The sequence below is a fragment of the Mesorhizobium sp. M0217 genome (genome assembly GCF_040321955.1).
Taxonomy (GTDB): domain Bacteria; phylum Pseudomonadota; class Alphaproteobacteria; order Rhizobiales; family Rhizobiaceae; genus Mesorhizobium.
Genome location: NZ_JAMYSN010000019.1, coordinates 62361 through 77242 on the forward strand (window position 1 = coordinate 62361; position 14882 = coordinate 77242).

Annotated in this window: 13 protein-coding genes; 7 read left to right on the top strand and 6 right to left on the bottom strand. The window is 63.4% G+C overall.

Annotated elements, in window-relative coordinates; translation table 11 throughout:
- Window positions 1-424 precede the first annotated feature (424 nt).
- The 4 genes from ugpB to NKJ18_RS24675 all read left to right on the top strand — a co-directional run bounded on the left by ugpB (window position 425) and on the right by NKJ18_RS24675 (window position 4618).
- Entirely contained in the window at window positions 425-1735 is a 1311-nt protein-coding gene (ugpB, locus tag NKJ18_RS24660; protein WP_023711727.1) for a sn-glycerol-3-phosphate ABC transporter substrate-binding protein UgpB, read from the top strand.
- Between the two features lie 71 nt (window positions 1736-1806).
- On the top strand, window positions 1807-2691 hold the full coding sequence (gene ugpA / locus NKJ18_RS24665) for a sn-glycerol-3-phosphate ABC transporter permease UgpA (RefSeq protein ID WP_023694019.1): 885 nt from the start codon (window positions 1807-1809) through the stop codon (window positions 2689-2691).
- A gap of 9 nt (window positions 2692-2700) precedes the next feature.
- Window positions 2701-3549, top strand: coding sequence for a sn-glycerol-3-phosphate ABC transporter permease UgpE (gene ugpE / locus NKJ18_RS24670; RefSeq protein WP_023694018.1), 849 nt, complete (start codon window positions 2701-2703; stop codon window positions 3547-3549).
- A gap of 7 nt (window positions 3550-3556) precedes the next feature.
- On the top strand, window positions 3557-4618 hold the full coding sequence (locus tag NKJ18_RS24675) for a sn-glycerol-3-phosphate import ATP-binding protein UgpC (RefSeq protein ID WP_023744000.1): 1062 nt from the start codon (window positions 3557-3559) through the stop codon (window positions 4616-4618).
- Window positions 4619-4653: 35 nt separating this feature from the next.
- Here NKJ18_RS24675 and NKJ18_RS24680 read toward each other — a convergent pair whose 3' ends face one another.
- The 3 genes from NKJ18_RS24680 to NKJ18_RS24690 all read right to left on the bottom strand — a co-directional run bounded on the left by NKJ18_RS24680 (window position 4654) and on the right by NKJ18_RS24690 (window position 8466).
- The gene (locus NKJ18_RS24680; RefSeq protein ID WP_023822489.1) at window positions 4654-5736 is read right to left on the bottom strand and encodes an ABC transporter ATP-binding protein; all 1083 of its coding nucleotides are present in this window, start codon (window positions 5734-5736) and stop codon (window positions 4654-4656) included.
- Window positions 5733-7304: an ABC transporter permease gene (locus NKJ18_RS24685; protein ID WP_352760076.1), complete on the bottom strand. Its 1572-nt coding sequence runs from the start codon at window positions 7302-7304 to the stop codon at window positions 5733-5735. The genes NKJ18_RS24680 and NKJ18_RS24685 overlap by 4 nt, the downstream gene beginning before the upstream one ends.
- Window positions 7305-7458: 154 nt before the next feature.
- Entirely contained in the window at window positions 7459-8466 is a 1008-nt protein-coding gene (locus NKJ18_RS24690; protein ID WP_023685327.1) for an iron ABC transporter substrate-binding protein, read from the bottom strand.
- A gap of 204 nt (window positions 8467-8670) precedes the next feature.
- Here NKJ18_RS24690 and NKJ18_RS24695 point away from each other — a divergent pair, with 204 nt between their 5' ends.
- The 3 genes from NKJ18_RS24695 (at window position 8671) to NKJ18_RS24705 (ending at window position 11999) form a co-directional block, all read left to right on the top strand.
- Entirely contained in the window at window positions 8671-9222 is a 552-nt protein-coding gene (locus NKJ18_RS24695) for a sigma-70 family RNA polymerase sigma factor (RefSeq protein WP_023685326.1), read from the top strand.
- 1 nt (window position 9223) lies between these two features.
- A complete protein-coding gene (locus NKJ18_RS24700) occupies window positions 9224-9862 on the top strand; it encodes an NrsF family protein (protein WP_352760079.1) in 639 nt (212 codons plus the stop codon).
- Window positions 9863-10064: 202 nt separating this feature from the next.
- Entirely contained in the window at window positions 10065-11999 is a 1935-nt protein-coding gene (locus NKJ18_RS24705; RefSeq protein WP_050587141.1) for a PAS domain S-box protein, read from the top strand.
- A 27-nt stretch (window positions 12000-12026) separates the two neighbouring features.
- On the opposite strand, the gene NKJ18_RS24710 is transcribed toward NKJ18_RS24705, so the two are convergent.
- The 3 genes from NKJ18_RS24710 to NKJ18_RS24720 form a co-directional block, all read right to left on the bottom strand.
- Window positions 12027-12905, bottom strand: a complete 879-nt coding sequence (locus NKJ18_RS24710; protein WP_023671668.1) for a 3-hydroxybutyryl-CoA dehydrogenase — start codon at window positions 12903-12905, stop codon at window positions 12027-12029.
- A gap of 120 nt (window positions 12906-13025) precedes the next feature.
- Window positions 13026-13955 (bottom strand): electron transfer flavoprotein subunit alpha/FixB family protein, encoded by a 930-nt coding sequence (locus NKJ18_RS24715; protein ID WP_352760081.1) that lies wholly within the window; start codon window positions 13953-13955, stop codon window positions 13026-13028.
- A gap of 20 nt (window positions 13956-13975) precedes the next feature.
- Window positions 13976-14725, bottom strand: a complete 750-nt coding sequence (locus NKJ18_RS24720; protein WP_352760084.1) for an electron transfer flavoprotein subunit beta/FixA family protein — start codon at window positions 14723-14725, stop codon at window positions 13976-13978.
- Window positions 14726-14882: the final 157 nt, after the last annotated feature.

Sequence of the window (14882 nt, forward strand, 5' to 3'; positions counted from 1 at the left end):
TGTCGCGCTTGACGAAGAATCGGTTATGCGAACTACAACTACAGCGGGTTTTTCGGGTTGTACCTTGCGGCGATCCTGTCTCATTCCTGACAGGGTCACAGCAGCGCTTGGCGCGATGCCGCTCTACCGATCTCGATCTGGCCGAGCGCCGGTATGGCGGCCGCATGGTACAGGTGCGTGGCGCTGTCACGGGGGCCCTTCATGCATCGCCGGCGGTCGGCGATCGTCGCAGGCCCACCGCGCCCATGTATCGCTGAGCCGGCTTGGCATTTCTCTCTGTCCTCGTTGCAGAGCGAGGGGGCGCGAAGTTAGCCGGGTATGAAATTCACGAAACAGCAACAAATCCGTTGTCCGATTGTCATCAGCGACACATATTGCCTTTGCGGGAGTGCCCCTTTCGCCAATGACAAACGGGAGATGAAACATGAAGTTGTTCGGCTTTGCGGCCGGTGTTGCCGCCACCTTGACCCTGCTTTCCACCACCTCCGCCTTCGCCGCCACCCAGATCAGTTGGTGGCATGCAATGACCGGCGCCAATGCCGAGGTGGTCGACAAGATCGCCAACGATTTCAATGCCAGCCAGAGCGACTATGAAATTCTCCCTGTTTTCAAGGGCACCTATCCCGAAACGCTGAATGCCGGCATCGCTGCCTTTCGTGCGGGGCAAGCGCCCGATATCATCCAGGTGTTCGACGTGGGTACCGGCGTCATGATGGCCGCCGAAGGTGCGATCAAGCCGGTGGCCGATGTGCTGACCAGCGCCGGCGTGACCTTCGACAAGAGCCAGTATTTGCCCGGCATCGTCGGCTACTATTCGAAGCCGGACGGGACCATGCTGTCCTTCCCCTATAATTCCTCGTCGCCCATCCTCTACTACAACAAGGATATCTTCCAGAAGGCCGGGCTTGATGTGAACAATCCGCCAAAGACCTGGAACGAGGTGTGGGAAGCCGCCAAGAAGATCAAGGCGAGCGGCGCCGCTTCCTGCGGCTATACCTCGACCTGGTTGACCTGGATCCACCTTGAGGCCTTCGCTGCCTGGAACGACGTTTCCTATGGCACCAACCAGAACGGACTTGCCGGAACCGACGTCGAGCTCAAGATCAATGCGCCGATCTTCGTCAATCATTTCCAGGCCCTCGCCGACCTGGCCAAGGACGGCACCTTCAAATATGGCGGCCGTACATCCGAAGCCAAGCAGATCTTCCTTGCCGGAGAATGCGGCATCTTCACCGAATCGTCGGGGGGTCTCGGTGACATCGTCAAGTCGGGCATGAACTACGGCATCGGCCAGCTTCCCTATGATAGTGACGCCAAGGGCGCGCCCCAGAACACCACGCCGGGCGGCGCCAGCCTGTGGGTGTTCGGCAACAAATCGGACGAGGAATACAAGGGCGTCGCGGCGTTCTTCTCCTACCTGTCCAAGACCGAAGTGCAGGAGTATCTGCACCAGAAGTCGGGTTATCTGCCGGTGACGCTCGCTGCCTATGAGGCGACCAAGAAGTCCGGCTTCTATGACAAGAATCCGGGCCGTGAGACGCCGATCCTGCAGATGCTGGGCAAGGCGCCGACCGAGAACTCGAAGGGCGTGCGCCTCGTCAACCTGCCGCAGGTGCGCGACATCGAGAACGAGGAGTTCGAGAAGATGCTGGCCGGCCAGCAGACTGCGCAGCAGGCGCTCGACAACGCGGTCGCACGCGGCAACAAGGCGATTCAGGAAGCGATCGGAAATTGAAGCGATTTGTCAGTTGAACCTCGTCCACGCGGACCCGCGTGGACGACTTCCTGAACAGCGAGGGAACCACACTGTCTCCACGCGTCGTCTTTCCCAACAAGACCCTGCCTTACCTGCTGGTGGCGCCGCAACTCGCCATTACGCTGATCTTTTTCTACTGGCCGACGGGGCAGGCGCTCTACCAGTCGATGCTTAGGGAAGACCCGTTCGGGCTGAAGAGCAAGTTCGTCGGGCTCGCCAATTTTCGCAAGGTGCTGGCCGACCCGGCCTACCTCAACTCGATCAAAGTTACGCTGGTGTTCTCTCTGGCGACCGCGATGGTCGCCATGGGTGTGGCCCTGTTGCTTGCCGTCATGGCCGAGAGGGTGGTGCGCGGCAAAGGCCTTTATCGCACGCTGCTGATCTGGCCGTATGCGGTGGCGCCGGCGATTGCCGGCATGTTGTGGCTGTTTCTGTTCAACCCCTCGATCGGTTCGCTGGCCTACGCCTTGAGAGGTCTCGGCATCGCCTGGGATCCCTTGCTTAACGGAAACCAAGCCATGATCCTGCTGGTGTCTGCGGCTGCCTGGAAGCAGATCAGCTACAATTTCCTGTTCTTCGTCGCCGGGCTGCAGGCGGTGCCGAAGACGTTGATAGAGGCGGCGGCCATGGACGGCGCCGGGGAGACGAAGCGCTTCTGGACCATCGTCTTCCCGCTGCTCGCACCGACGACCTTCTTCCTGCTGGTCGTCAACACTGTCTATGCGCTGTTCGACACTTTCGGTATCGTTCATGCCGTCACCGGCGGCGGGCCAGGCAAGGCCACCGAGACGCTGGTCTACAAGGTCTACAATGACGGTTTCGTCAATTTGATCCTCGGCGATTCGGCCGCGCAGTCGGTCATCCTGATGGTCATCGTCATCTCACTCACGGCCATCCAGTTCCGCTATGTGGAACGCAAAGTCCACTACGGTTGAGCGCGAGCGATGATTGGTCAGTCCCCGCTTCGCGCCCTCATCGCCCACGCCGTGCTCATCCTGGGCATCCTGATCGTCGCTTTCCCGATCTACTACACCTTCGTTGCCTCCACGCAGACGCTGCAGACCATCCTCAAGCCGCCATTGCCTCTTTTGCCCGGCGACCAGGTCTGGAACAATTACAGCGAGGCGCTGTTCGGCGGTGTCGGCCGCATCGGCGGCGTCAGTGTCGGCCGATTGCTGCTCAACACCACGATCATGGCGCTCGGCATCGCGGTGGGGAAGATTTTCATCTCGATCCTTTCGGCCTATGCGATCGTGTTCTTCCGTTTTCCGCTTCGGATGGTCTTCTTCTGGCTGATCTTCATCACGCTGATGCTTCCCGTCGAGGTGCGCATCCTGCCGACCTACAAGGTGATGGTCGATCTCGGCATGATCGACACCTATGCCGGCCTGATCATTCCGCTGATCGCCTCGGCCACCGCCACGCTTCTGTTTCGCCAGTTCTTCATGACCATCCCAGGTGAGTTGGTGGAAGCGGCGCGTGTCGACGGCGCCGGACCATGGCGCTTCTTTTTCGACATCCTGCTGCCGCTGTCGCGCACCAACATCGCGGCGCTGTTCGTCATCCTCTTCATTTATGGCTGGACGCAGTACCTGTGGCCGCTGCTCGTCACCAACAGCAATGACATGAACACCATCGTCATCGCACTTAGAAAGATGGTCTCCTTCGCCGATGCCGATACCCAATGGCATCTGGTCATGGTCACCGCGATGCTGGCCATCCTGCCGCCGATCCTGATCGTGGTGCTGATGCAACGCTGGTTCGTGCGCGGACTGGTCGATACCGAAAAGTGAGAAGCTGATGGCGACCGTCGATCTGAAGGATGTGAAGAAAGTCTATCCCGGCGGCGTCGAGGCGGTGAGGGGTGTCTCGATCGCCATTCCCGACAAGGAGCTTTGCGTTCTGGTTGGGCCGTCCGGCTGCGGCAAGTCCACGCTGCTGCGGATGATCGCCGGGCTTGAGACCATTTCTTCCGGCATCGTCGCCATCGACGGCAAGATCGTCAACACGATCGGTCCGACCGAGCGCGACATCGCCATGGTGTTCCAGAACTATGCGCTCTATCCACATATGAAGGTCTACGACAACATGGCCTACGGGTTGCGCAACCGGGGTACTCCCAAGGACGAGATCGACAGCAGGGTTCGCTCGACCGCCAAGGTGCTGGAGCTCACGGCGCTGCTCGACCGGCGCCCGCGCGAGCTTTCCGGCGGCCAGCGCCAGCGCGTGGCCATGGGTCGCGCAATCGTGCGCAATCCGAAAGTCTTCCTGTTCGACGAGCCGCTTTCCAACCTCGACGCCAAACTGCGCGGCCAGATGCGGGTCGAAATCAAGAATTTGCAGCGCTCGCTCGGTGTCACCTCGGTCTACGTCACCCACGATCAGCTTGAGGCGATGACGCTGGCAGATATTCTCGTCGTCATGAATGGCGGATTGGTCGAGCAGACGGGCGCGCCGCTCGACATCTACGAGAAGCCAGCCTCGACCTTCGTCGCCTCCTTCATCGGAGCGCCGCCGATGAACCTTCTGCCTCTTTCGCAAGGACCGGCTGGTCCGGCGCTGACCGACGGCAAGACGGTTGACTTCGCGCCTACGAACGCCGCCACGCTTGGCTTCCGCCCTGAGGATGCCGACGTCACCTTCAGTGCCGAGGCATCATCCGGTGCGCTTATTCTGCCTGCGGCGGTCGAGGCGGTCGAACCTGTGGGAGCCGAAAGCTTTCTTCACTGTGCCGCCGGCGGCAACCGCATCGTCGTGCGTGTGGCCGGCCGCGCCACGGCCAAACCCGGCGATCAACTGCGCGTCGTGGCCAGGGCCGAGAAGCTGCATTGGTTCGACAATGCTGGGAAACGAGTCGATTGACGCAGCCGCTCGCGCCAATCCGACGCATCGGCAGTTCAGGCGAAGACATGCGCCTTGCCGGAAACTGTCAGACGCACGATCTCGCCGACGGCAGGTGCGTCGATTCCCGGCTTGCGTAAGGTCAGCGGCGTGTTGCCGATGGCCGCGGCGTCGGGCGGGTCGGGGTTGTTCAACAGCCGCACCGCAATCGTGCACATCGATCCGGCGAACTCCGACTCAGTCACCTCGGCGAAGATCGTGCCCGGTGGGCCCGACATGCCTTCGCGCGACGTGCGCTTCACCTGCACCTGCTCCGGTCGCAGCATGATGCGGGCGATGTCGCGCCGCTCCTTCGAGTCGACGGCTATGCGACCAAGCGAGGAGGTGGCGAAGCCGCCTGAAATCTTTGCCGGCAAGATGATGGCGTCGCCAAGAAACTCGGCAACCATGCGGTCTTTCGGCTGCAGATAGAGTTCTCGCGGTGTGCCGATCTGAGAGAACTTTCCGTCGCGCATGACCGCCACCTGGCTGGCGAAGGACAGCGCCTCGGCCTGGTCGTGGGTGACCAGGATGGTGGTGATGCCGGCGGCTTCGAGTAGTTCGGCGACCGCCTTGCGCATCGAGGCGCGCAGACCGGTGTCGAGCGCCGAGAACGGTTCGTCGAGAAGCATCAGCCTGGGCTTCATCGCCATGGCGCGGGCCAGCGCCACGCGCTGCTGCTGGCCGCCGGAGAGCTGGTGCGGGCGGCGCTTGAGGATCGCCTTGTCCAGCCCGACGGTATAGGCGAGCTCGGCGATGCGCTCGGCGCGCTGGTCCTCGCCGCGGGCCATGCCAAAGCCGATATTGTCGCCGATGCTGAGATGCGGGAACAGGGCGCCGTCCTGCGCCACCAGGCCGATGCCGCGGCGGTGCGCCGGCACCGCATGGCCGCCATTGGCCAGCACCTCGCCGTCGAGCACGACGCGGCCCTGGTCGGGCGCCTCGAAGCCGGCGATCAGCCGCAGCAACGTCGTCTTGCCGCAGCCGGACGGGCCGACGATCGCGGTGCGACTGCCGCTTGCGGCGCTGAGCTCGATGCCGGCAAGGGCTGCGACCGGGCCGTAGTGCTTGGTGAGGCCACTGATTTCGAGAAAGCTCATCGCCCGGCCATCCGTTTCGACTGGACATAGAGCAGCCAGGTCAGCGGCAGCGACATCGCCACCATGATGAAGGCGTAAGGGGCGGCGGAGGCATAGTCGATCTCGCCGCTATAGGACCAGAACGCCATGGCCAGCGTGCGCGTGCCGTTGGGCGCCAGCATCTGGGTGGCGGTCAGCTCGTTCATGATGCCGAGCGCGACCAGCGCCATGCCGGCCGCAGCCCCCGGCGCCGACAGGCGAATCGTTGTCGACCAAAGCGCCTTCAGCGGCGGCCGGCCAAGGCTGGCGGCGGCGCGTTCGAGCTCGACCGGCGCCTGTGCGATCGAGGCTCTGAGGCTGATCAAGGCGCGCGGCAGGAACATCAGGGCATAGGCGACCAGGATTGTGAACAGCGTCTGATAGAGCGGCATGGCGATGCGCACGGTAATGGTGACCAACGCCAGCGCGATGACCACGCCGGGCAGCGAACCGACAATGTAGTTGCAGCCTTCGAGCAGCCGCTGCAGCGGTCCCGGCGCGCGGATCGAGATCCAGGCCATCGGCATGGCGGCGATGGTCGCAAGCAAGGCGCCGGCCAGCGCCAGGAACAGCGTCTGGCCAAGCGCCAGGCCGATCTCGTCCAAACGCCAGACATCGGCGCCGCCGGCGACCAGCCAGCGGCCGATGGTGACGAAGGGCACGCCGATGGCGAGAAGCGTGGCGATGGCAGGCAGAGCCAGGCAGGGCAGGGTGGCGCGACCGAGCCTGGTGCGCTGCTGGCGGCGCGCGGCACCCGAGCCTACGCGGGCATAGCGTTCCTCGCCGCGCACCAGCACCTCCAGCGCGAGCAGCATGAAGCAGCAAGTCACCAGGACGCCGGCCAGCATGTTGGCGGCGGGACCGTTGAAGGTCGACTGGAACTGGTCGACGATCGCCGTGGTGAAAGTGTCGAAGCGGATGAAGACGTAGAGGCCGTATTCGGCCAGCAGATGCAGGCCGACCAGCAGCGCGCCGCCGCAAATGGCCAGTCTCAGCTGCGGCAGCACGACACGCCAAAACACCCGCCATGATCCAAGGCCGAGTGCTGCGGCTGCGTCCTCCAAAGCAGGATCGAGCCGGCGCAGAGCCGCCGCCAGCGGCAGATAGAGGAACGGGAAATAGGCGAGAACCGAGACCAGCACGCCGGCCCACAGGCCGTGCAAGGTCGGCACCATGGTGATCCAGGCGTAGGAATGCACGAAGGCGGGGATGGCGAGCGGCGCCACCGACAGCCAAGCCCACAGGCGGGCGCCGGGCAGGTCGCTGCGCTCGGTCAGCCATGCTAGCGTCACCGACAGCACGGTGGCGATCGGCACGGTGAGCGCCACCAGAAGCACGGTGTTGACCAGAAGTTCGCCGACGCGCGGCCGGAAGACCAGGGCCGAAGCAGTGTCCCAGCCGATCTGCACACCGATCCAGATGATGAACGCCAGCGGCAGCAGCGACAGCAGCGAGACAATTATGGCGGCAAGCGCGATCCAGGACATGGGCTTCCGGCGGGACCGCCCGACTGTCTGGCCTGAACGTGCGAGATCGACCGCAGTTTGCATCAGCTCGACCGCGCCACTGCCGCCGGGGCGGGGGCGCCGCAGGCGCGGCCGGAAACGCAATGTGTTGTCATGGACAATGCCATCTCGAAAACAGAGCGCTCCTGCGGAAAGTCCGGCAGGAGCGCAATCGTTGCCCTTTTAGGACGAACCCAGCCTAAAGCAAGCCGGCTGCCGTCATCAGGTCCGTCACCTTTTTCGAGTTCAGTGTCGCCGGATCGACCTTCGGTGCCTGCAGGTCGGCCAGCGGCACCAGCTTGGGATTGGACTGCGCGTCCTTGCCGATAGCGTATTCGAAGGACGTGCCGGTCTTCAGCACGTCCTGGCCGCCTTTCCCGGTCACCCATTTGAGGAACGCCTGGGCTTCCTTCGGGTGTTTGCTCGAGGCGAGCACGCCGCCGCCGGAGATCGAGACGAAAGCGCCGGGATCCTGGTTCTTGAAATAATGCAGTTCGACGTTCTTGCTGTTTTCGCCGGTCTTTGCCTGATCGCCGAAATAGTAATAGTGGTAGATGATTCCGCCTTCGATCTCGCCGGCATTGACCGCCTTCATCACCGTGCCGTTGCCCTTGTAGGCGGTGAAATTCTCCTTCATGGCCTTCAGCCAGTCGGCGGTTGCGGCTTCGCCCTTGAGCTCGAGCAACGCGCTGACGATGGCCTGAAAATCGGCGCCGGAAGGCGAGGCTGCCCAGCGGCCTTTCCAGCTCGGATCGGCGAGATCGAGCATCGATTTGGGCAGCTTTTCGGCCGTGAGCTTGGTTTTGTTGTAGGCAAAGACGGTGCTGCGCGCCGCGACACCCACCCATCTGCCGCTGCTCGGCTGGAATTCGGCCGGGACTTGCGCCAGCGTGTCGGCGTCGACCGGCGCGAAAAGGCCCGCCGCTTCGACCAGGGTCATCGCCGGCGAGTTTTCGGTCAGGAACACGTCGGCCGGCGAAGAAGCGCCCTCGGCGACGATCTGGTTGGAGAAATCGCTGTCGCCGCCATTGCGCAGCGTGACCTTGATGCCGGTTTCCTTGGTGAAACCTTCGACCCATTCCTTGGCCAGGCTCTCATGCTGGGCGTTGTAGACGATGATGCCGGCATCCGCGGCCATCGCCGGCCCGGCGATCATGCTCACGGCCAGCGCTGTGGCCCCCGCTAGGGTGGAGAGCGTGTATCTCATGGCGTCATCCTCAATCTCGGTGGTTCTGGTTTCGCAGGCTGCACCTATCGATACCTGACAGCAGTAGTCAACATTGCTCGGCTGCTTCAATCGGTCGCCGCTCCCGCAAACTTTCGTGATTTTGCGGCACTTTGGCTTGGACATCATTTCGCCGGACACGTAACAAATCGGTGCCGAGGCGCGAAGATCGGGGAGTGAACTCTTGTGAGCGGCAAGGATGAGGCCGAGCTTTCCCGGCTGATGCGGGCCGCGATCGCGGGAGATGAAAGGGCCTACGCCGACTTTTTGCACCGGATCGCCGCGCTGGTTCGCGGCTTTGCGAGGCGCAAGATCGTACAGGGCGGGGTCGATCCCGAGGATGTCGTGCAGGAAACCTTGCTGGCCATTCATGTGAAACGGCATACCTGGCGCCAGGACGCGCCGGTGTTGCCATGGATCTATGCGATAGCCCGCTTCAAGCTGATCGATGCTTTCCGGCGGCGCGGACGGCGCATCGAAATCGAGATCGACGAGATCGCCGAGACCTTTGCCGAGCCGGAAACCGAGACCGTCAGCGAACGCGACATCAACCGGGCGCTGGACGGACTGCCGGCTGCCCAGCGTTCCGTCGTTTCTTCGATCTCGGTCGACGGCCGCTCCATCGGCGAGACGGCGGCCACGCTCGGCGTCAGCGAGACGGCGGTGCGGGTGTCGCTGCATCGCGGGCTTGCCGCGATCGCCAAGCGATTTGGGCAGGGGCGCTTCGGGCGGCAGTGACATGAGGACGGAGGATCTCATCAGGGCACTCGACGCCGACACAAGCAGCAAGGCGATGCCGCTGCGCTCGGCCTGGTTGATGGCGGCGGCAGCCGCGGCGGTGATCGCGGCTCTGGTCTTCTTTCTCACCATCGGCCCGCGTCCCGACATCATGACCGCCATGCACACGATGCGGTTCCTGGCGAAGTTCGTGTTCACCATCGTGCTCGCCGTCACCGCCTTTGGCCTGGTCCGGGCGTTGTCGACGCCGGGCGCTTCGACGGCAAGAGCCGCGGCCTGGATGCTGGCGGCGCCGCTGCTGGTGGCCGTGGCGGTGGCTCTCGAACTGTTCATGGTGCCGGAGCCGATGTGGAGCACGCGCATGGTCGGCTCCAACATGATGATCTGCATGGGCTTCATCCCGCTGATCGGAATCGGCCCGCTTGCCGTCTTCCTGTGGATGCTGCGCTATGGCGCGCCGACGCGGCCGGTGTTGGCCGGGGCGGTCGCGGGACTGCTCGCCGGCGGGCTGGCGGCGACCTTCTACGCCGCGCACTGCTTCGACGATTCGCCGCTTTTCGTCGCCACCTGGTACACGCTCGCCATCGCCGTCCTCGCCGGTCTGGGCGCGCTCGGGGGACGGTTCTTCGTGCGCTGGTGACCGGGCCGTTCAAGATCGCCCAATAATCACCGATCCTTAATCATGCCGGCAATTGTTTGCGGGTTCACCGTGTTGCCGGTGGCTCCGGCGCAACCTTTCCTTAAAATCGATCATCCAGTGTTTTTTGCAGAAATGTGTTGCGCATGGGGTGGCATGCACAGTGATGCGGCGAGAGCGAAAAAGCCTGCGGGCTGACAGTCACGTGGCTTTGGTGCTTGCGGCCGGAGGGCTTTGCGCTGCCGTGGTCGCGCTCCTGCTGTCGCGGCTCGATGTCAGCGCCGAAGTGCTGAAGCTATGCCTGCAGATATCGGTGCCGGTCGCCGCCGTGGCGCTGATTCTCGCCGCCCTGTTCATTTACCGGATACTGGACGATCGCCGGCAGATCGCCGAAAGCGAGCAGCGTTTCCGCCGTGCCATGGAGGATTCGGCGATCGGCATCGCCATTGTCGGCCTCGACGGCCGCATCCATGAAACCAACCCGGCCTTCGCCGCCATGCTCGGCTACAGCAAGCAGGAGATCGAGGCGCTGACCTTCTTTCAGATCACCCATCCCGACGATGTGCAGATCGGCCGTGAGACGATGGACGGCATGCGGGCGGGCACCGTCAACGCCTTCCACTTCGAAAAGCGCTACCTCAGGAAGGACGGCACGCCGGTATGGGCCCATCTTGCCGGTTCCGTCATTCGCGACGAGAAGAGCGGGAGCCCGCTCTACCTGGTCTCCCAGATCGAGGATATCGATGCGCGCAAGCAATCCGAGGCGCGCATAGCCGAAGCCGAAACGCGCTGGAATTTTGCCCTGGCCAGCGCCGGACAAGGCGTCTGGGATCTTGATATGCGGAAGGGCGGCACCACCTACTCCGCCACCTGGGTGAAGATGCTGGGCTATGCCGATGGCGAACTGGACGGCGACCCCGACCGCTGGCTGGCGATGATCCACCCCGACGATCGCGAAAACGTCGCCGAAGCCGATCGTGCCCATCTGGAGGGCAGGACACCGTTCTTCGAAGCCGAGTTCCGGATGCGCCACAAGGATGGCCACTGGGTCTGGATCCTCGACCGCGGCAAGACGCTCGAACGCGACAAGGACGGACGGCTGGTCAGGGCCATCGGCAGCCTGACCGATATCACCCAGCGCAAGCAAACCGAGGAAAGCCTCATCGTATCGGCGGCAATGCTGGCCGACGAGAAGGAGCGGCTGAGGGTGACGCTGCAGTCGATCGGCGACGCCGTCATCTGCACCGATGCCGCCAACCGCATCACCTTCATGAACCCGGTCGCCGAAAAGCTCACCGGCGTTGTTGGCGCGGAGGCGCTCGGCAAGACGCTTGGCCATGTCTACTGGGCGGTGGACGAAGAAACCGGGCAAAGGATCGGCATGACGCGGCCGGCGCTCGGCAGCGCCAGCCCTGCCGACCAGAACAGTCGCGCCGTCCTCATCCGTCGCGACGACACACGCTGCAGCATCCGCCAGGTGGTGTCGCCGATCATGAACGACCGCCAGGAGTTCTGCGGTCTTGTCATCGTCTTCCAGGACTTCACCGATGCGCGCGCCTTGCAGCGCCAGCTCGCCTATGCCGCCGCGCATGATGCGCTGACCGGCCTTGCCAACCGTTCGAGCTTTATCCGCACCATGGAGGAACTGGTCGACCGGAGCCGCAAGGCCGGCACAGCCAGGTCGGCGGGCGAACATCATTTCATGTTCATCGATCTGGACCATTTCAAGCTGGTCAACGACACTGGCGGGCACGCCGCCGGCGACGCCTTGCTGAAGCGGGTTGCCGAGGCCATTCGCGGTGCGCTTGGGCCGGAGGATATCGTGGCCCGCCTCGGCGGCGACGAATTCGCGGTCATCCTGAAAGCCGGGCCGAGCGCCGGCGCCAGGATTGCCGCACGCTCTGTCATCGACGCCATCCGCGGCCTGCAGTTCAGCTGGGACGGCCGGCCGCATGCGATCGATGCCAGCATCGGGCTGGCGCCAATCCACAGCAACAGCGGTGAAGTCGACGAGATCATCGCCCGGGCCGATGCTGCCTGCTATGCGGCCAAGGCCGCCGGCCGCGGCTGTGTTTCCGTGGCGCCTGACGATACCGGGTCAAGAGGCCAAGCAGAGCCGCCGCTTGCAGCGGCGTCCTGAGGGAGCACGGAACTTTCGTTCTGGTGGTTAGCGCGTCGGAACCGGATGCTCGCCGCGATAGTCGTAGAAGCCGCGCCCGGTCTTGCGGCCGAGCCAGCCGGCCTCGACATATTTCACCAGCAGCGGGCAGGGGCGATATTTCGAATCCGACAGGCCGTCATGCAGCACCTGCATAATCGACAGGCAGGTGTCGAGGCCGATGAAATCGGCGAGCTGCAGCGGTCCCATCGGATGGTTGGCGCCGAGCCGCATGGCGGTGTCGATGGCATCGACCGAGCCGACCCCCTCATAGAGCGTGTAGATCGCCTCGTTGATCATCGGCAACAGAATGCGGTTGACGATGAAGGCCGGAAAATCTTCAGAGACGGTGATGGTCTTGTCGAGCTGTTTCACATAGGCCTTGGCCGCCTCGAAGGTCTGATCCTCGGTAGCGATGCCGCGCACCAGTTCGACCAGCTTCATCAGCGGCACGGGGTTCATGAAATGTATGCCGATGAAACGCTCAGGACGGTCGGTCTGCGCGGCAAGCCGGGTGATCGAAATTGACGAGGTGTTGGTCGCCAGAATGGCTTCCGGGTTGAGCTGGGGACAGAGCTGCGCGTAAATCTTGCGCTTGACCGTCTCGTCCTCGGTCGCCGCCTCGATAACCAGATCGGCACCGGCGAGATCAGCCATGGTGGGGGCTGCGGAAATGCGCGCCATCGCTTCGTTACGCAGCTTTTCCTCAAGCTTGCCGGAGCCGACCTGGCGGGCCATGTTGCCGCTGACCGTGGCAATGCCCTTCTCGATACGGTCGGGCGAGACGTCGTAGATCAGCACCTTGAAACCCGAAAGTGCTGATACATGCGCGATGCCGCCGCCCATCTGGCCGGCGCCGATGATGCCGATCGTCTCGATCTTGGCCATTTGCAGCGATCCCGTCGAAAAGGCCTTTGCGGCCTGCTTTTTGTGCAGTGCAAACTAAAAGGGTGGGGCAGCTTCGTCTACCCCACCCTTTCACAATTTAATACGCTTTGGCAGAAAGCGTCAAAGCGCCTTTTGCAGTTCCGGCAGGATGACGAACAGGTCGCCGACCAGGCCGTAATCGGCAACCTGGAAGATCGGCGCCTCTTCGTCCTTGTTGATGGCGACGATGACCTTCGAATCCTTCATGCCGGCAAGGTGCTGGATGGCGCCGGAAATGCCGACGGCAATATAGAGGTCAGGCGCCACGACCTTGCCCGTCTGGCCGACCTGCCAGTCGTTCGGGGCGTAGCCGGCGTCGACGGCAGCGCGCGAGGCGCCGACGGCTGCACCGAGCTTGTCGGCGACCGGCAGAATGACCTCCCGGAACTTTTCCGAGGAACCGAGCGCGCGACCGCCCGAAATGATGATCTTGGCCGAGGTCAGCTCCGGACGGTCCGTCTCCGACAGCCTGTTCTCGACGAAGGTGGACAGGCCCGGATTGGACGCTGCCTGGATCGTCTCGACCGCGGCCGAACCGCCTTCGGGCGCGCCCTGGAAGGAAGCGGTCCGCACGGTGATCACCTTCTTGGCGTCGCTCGACTGCACCGTCTGGATGGCGTTGCCGGCATAGATCGGACGCTTGAAGGTATCGGGCGAAATCACTTCGATGATTTCCGACACCTGCGCGACATCGAGCAGGGCCGCCACGCGCGGCGCGACGTTCTTGCCCGACGAGGTCGCCGGCCCGATTATGGTGTCGTAGGCGCCGGCCAGCGAGACAACGAGTGCGGCGAGCGGTTCGGCGAGGCGCTCGGCCAGTTCGTCGGCCTCGGCCAGCAGCACCTTGCTCACGCCCTTGAGCTTGGCGGCGGCGTCGGCAGCGCCTTTGGCGCCTTTGCCGGCCACCAGCACATGCACGTCCGAACCGATCTGCAGCGCCGCCGAGAGCGCTTTGGCGGTCTGGTCGGAAAGAGTTGCGTTGTCGTGTTCTGCGATGAGGAGAATGGTCATTTTATCTGTTCCTTCCAGTCTCAGAGCACGCCGGCTTCGTTCTTGAGCTTGTCGACCAGTTCGGCGACACTGTTGACCTTCACGCCCGCCTTGCGGCCGCTGGGCTCCTCGGTCTTGAGCACCTTCAGGCGCGGCTTGACGTCGGCGCCGTAATCGGCCGGGCTCTTTTCGTCGAGCGGCTTCTTCTTGGCCTTCATGATGTTGGGCAGCGAGGCATAGCGCGGCTGGTTGAGGCGAAGATCGGCGGTGATGATCGCCGGCATCTTCAGTTCCACCGTCTGCAGGCCGCCGTCGACTTCGCGCGTCACCTTGGCCTTGTCGCCGTCGATCACGACCTTGGAGGCGAAAGTGCCCTGTGCCCAGCCGAGCAGGGCGGCCAGCATCTGGCCGGTCTGGTTCGAGTCATCATCGATCGCTTGCTTGCCGAGGATGACGAGCCCGGGCTGTTCGGCGTCAACGACGCCCTTCAGCACCTTGGCGACGCCGAGCGGCTCGGTCTGCTCGTCGGTCTTGACCAGGATGGCGCGGTCGGCGCCCATGGCGAGCGCGGTGCGGAGCGTTTCCTGCGCCTGCTGCGGGCCGATCGAAACGACGATGATCTCTTCGGCCTTGCCGGCTTCCTTCAGCCGGAGCGCCTCTTCCACCGCGATCTCGTCGAACGGGTTCATCGCCATCTTGACGTTGGCGAGTTCCACCGCCGAACCATCGGCCTTGACGCGAACCTTGACGTTCGCATCCACAACCCGCTTCACGGGCACAAGGATCTTCATTGTCTGTCACCTCTCCTGAGATATCCGGGCGCGCTATAGCAGCGTGCGCCTCCGCAGAGTTGTCGAAAGCCGACATTCCTGACTGAATTCCGGCCAAACGGAATTCTGGCCGGACGGAATTCTTGTCTTCTGCCGCCTAGCGGTGGCGCTCTCCGTA

What these genes read in the sequence shown, in the direction of transcription:
- ugpB (WP_023711727.1), top strand. Translation starts at nt 425, where the DNA reads ATGAAGTTGTTCGGCTTTGCGGCCGGTGTTGCCGCCACCTTGACCCTG.
- ugpE (WP_023694018.1), top strand. Translation starts at nt 2,701, where the DNA reads ATGATTGGTCAGTCCCCGCTTCGCGCCCTCATCGCCCACGCCGTGCTC.
- NKJ18_RS24675 (WP_023744000.1), top strand. Translation starts at nt 3,557, where the DNA reads ATGGCGACCGTCGATCTGAAGGATGTGAAGAAAGTCTATCCCGGCGGC.
- NKJ18_RS24680 (WP_023822489.1), bottom strand. Translation starts at nt 5,736, where the DNA reads ATGAGCTTTCTCGAAATCAGTGGCCTCACCAAGCACTACGGCCCGGTC.
- NKJ18_RS24685 (WP_352760076.1), bottom strand. Translation starts at nt 7,304, where the DNA reads ATGCAAACTGCGGTCGATCTCGCACGTTCAGGCCAGACAGTCGGGCGG.
- NKJ18_RS24690 (WP_023685327.1), bottom strand. Translation starts at nt 8,466, where the DNA reads ATGAGATACACGCTCTCCACCCTAGCGGGGGCCACAGCGCTGGCCGTG.
- NKJ18_RS24700 (WP_352760079.1), top strand. Translation starts at nt 9,224, where the DNA reads ATGAGGACGGAGGATCTCATCAGGGCACTCGACGCCGACACAAGCAGC.
- NKJ18_RS24710 (WP_023671668.1), bottom strand. Translation starts at nt 12,905, where the DNA reads ATGGCCAAGATCGAGACGATCGGCATCATCGGCGCCGGCCAGATGGGC.
- NKJ18_RS24715 (WP_352760081.1), bottom strand. Translation starts at nt 13,955, where the DNA reads ATGACCATTCTCCTCATCGCAGAACACGACAACGCAACTCTTTCCGAC.
- NKJ18_RS24720 (WP_352760084.1), bottom strand. Translation starts at nt 14,725, where the DNA reads ATGAAGATCCTTGTGCCCGTGAAGCGGGTTGTGGATGCGAACGTCAAG.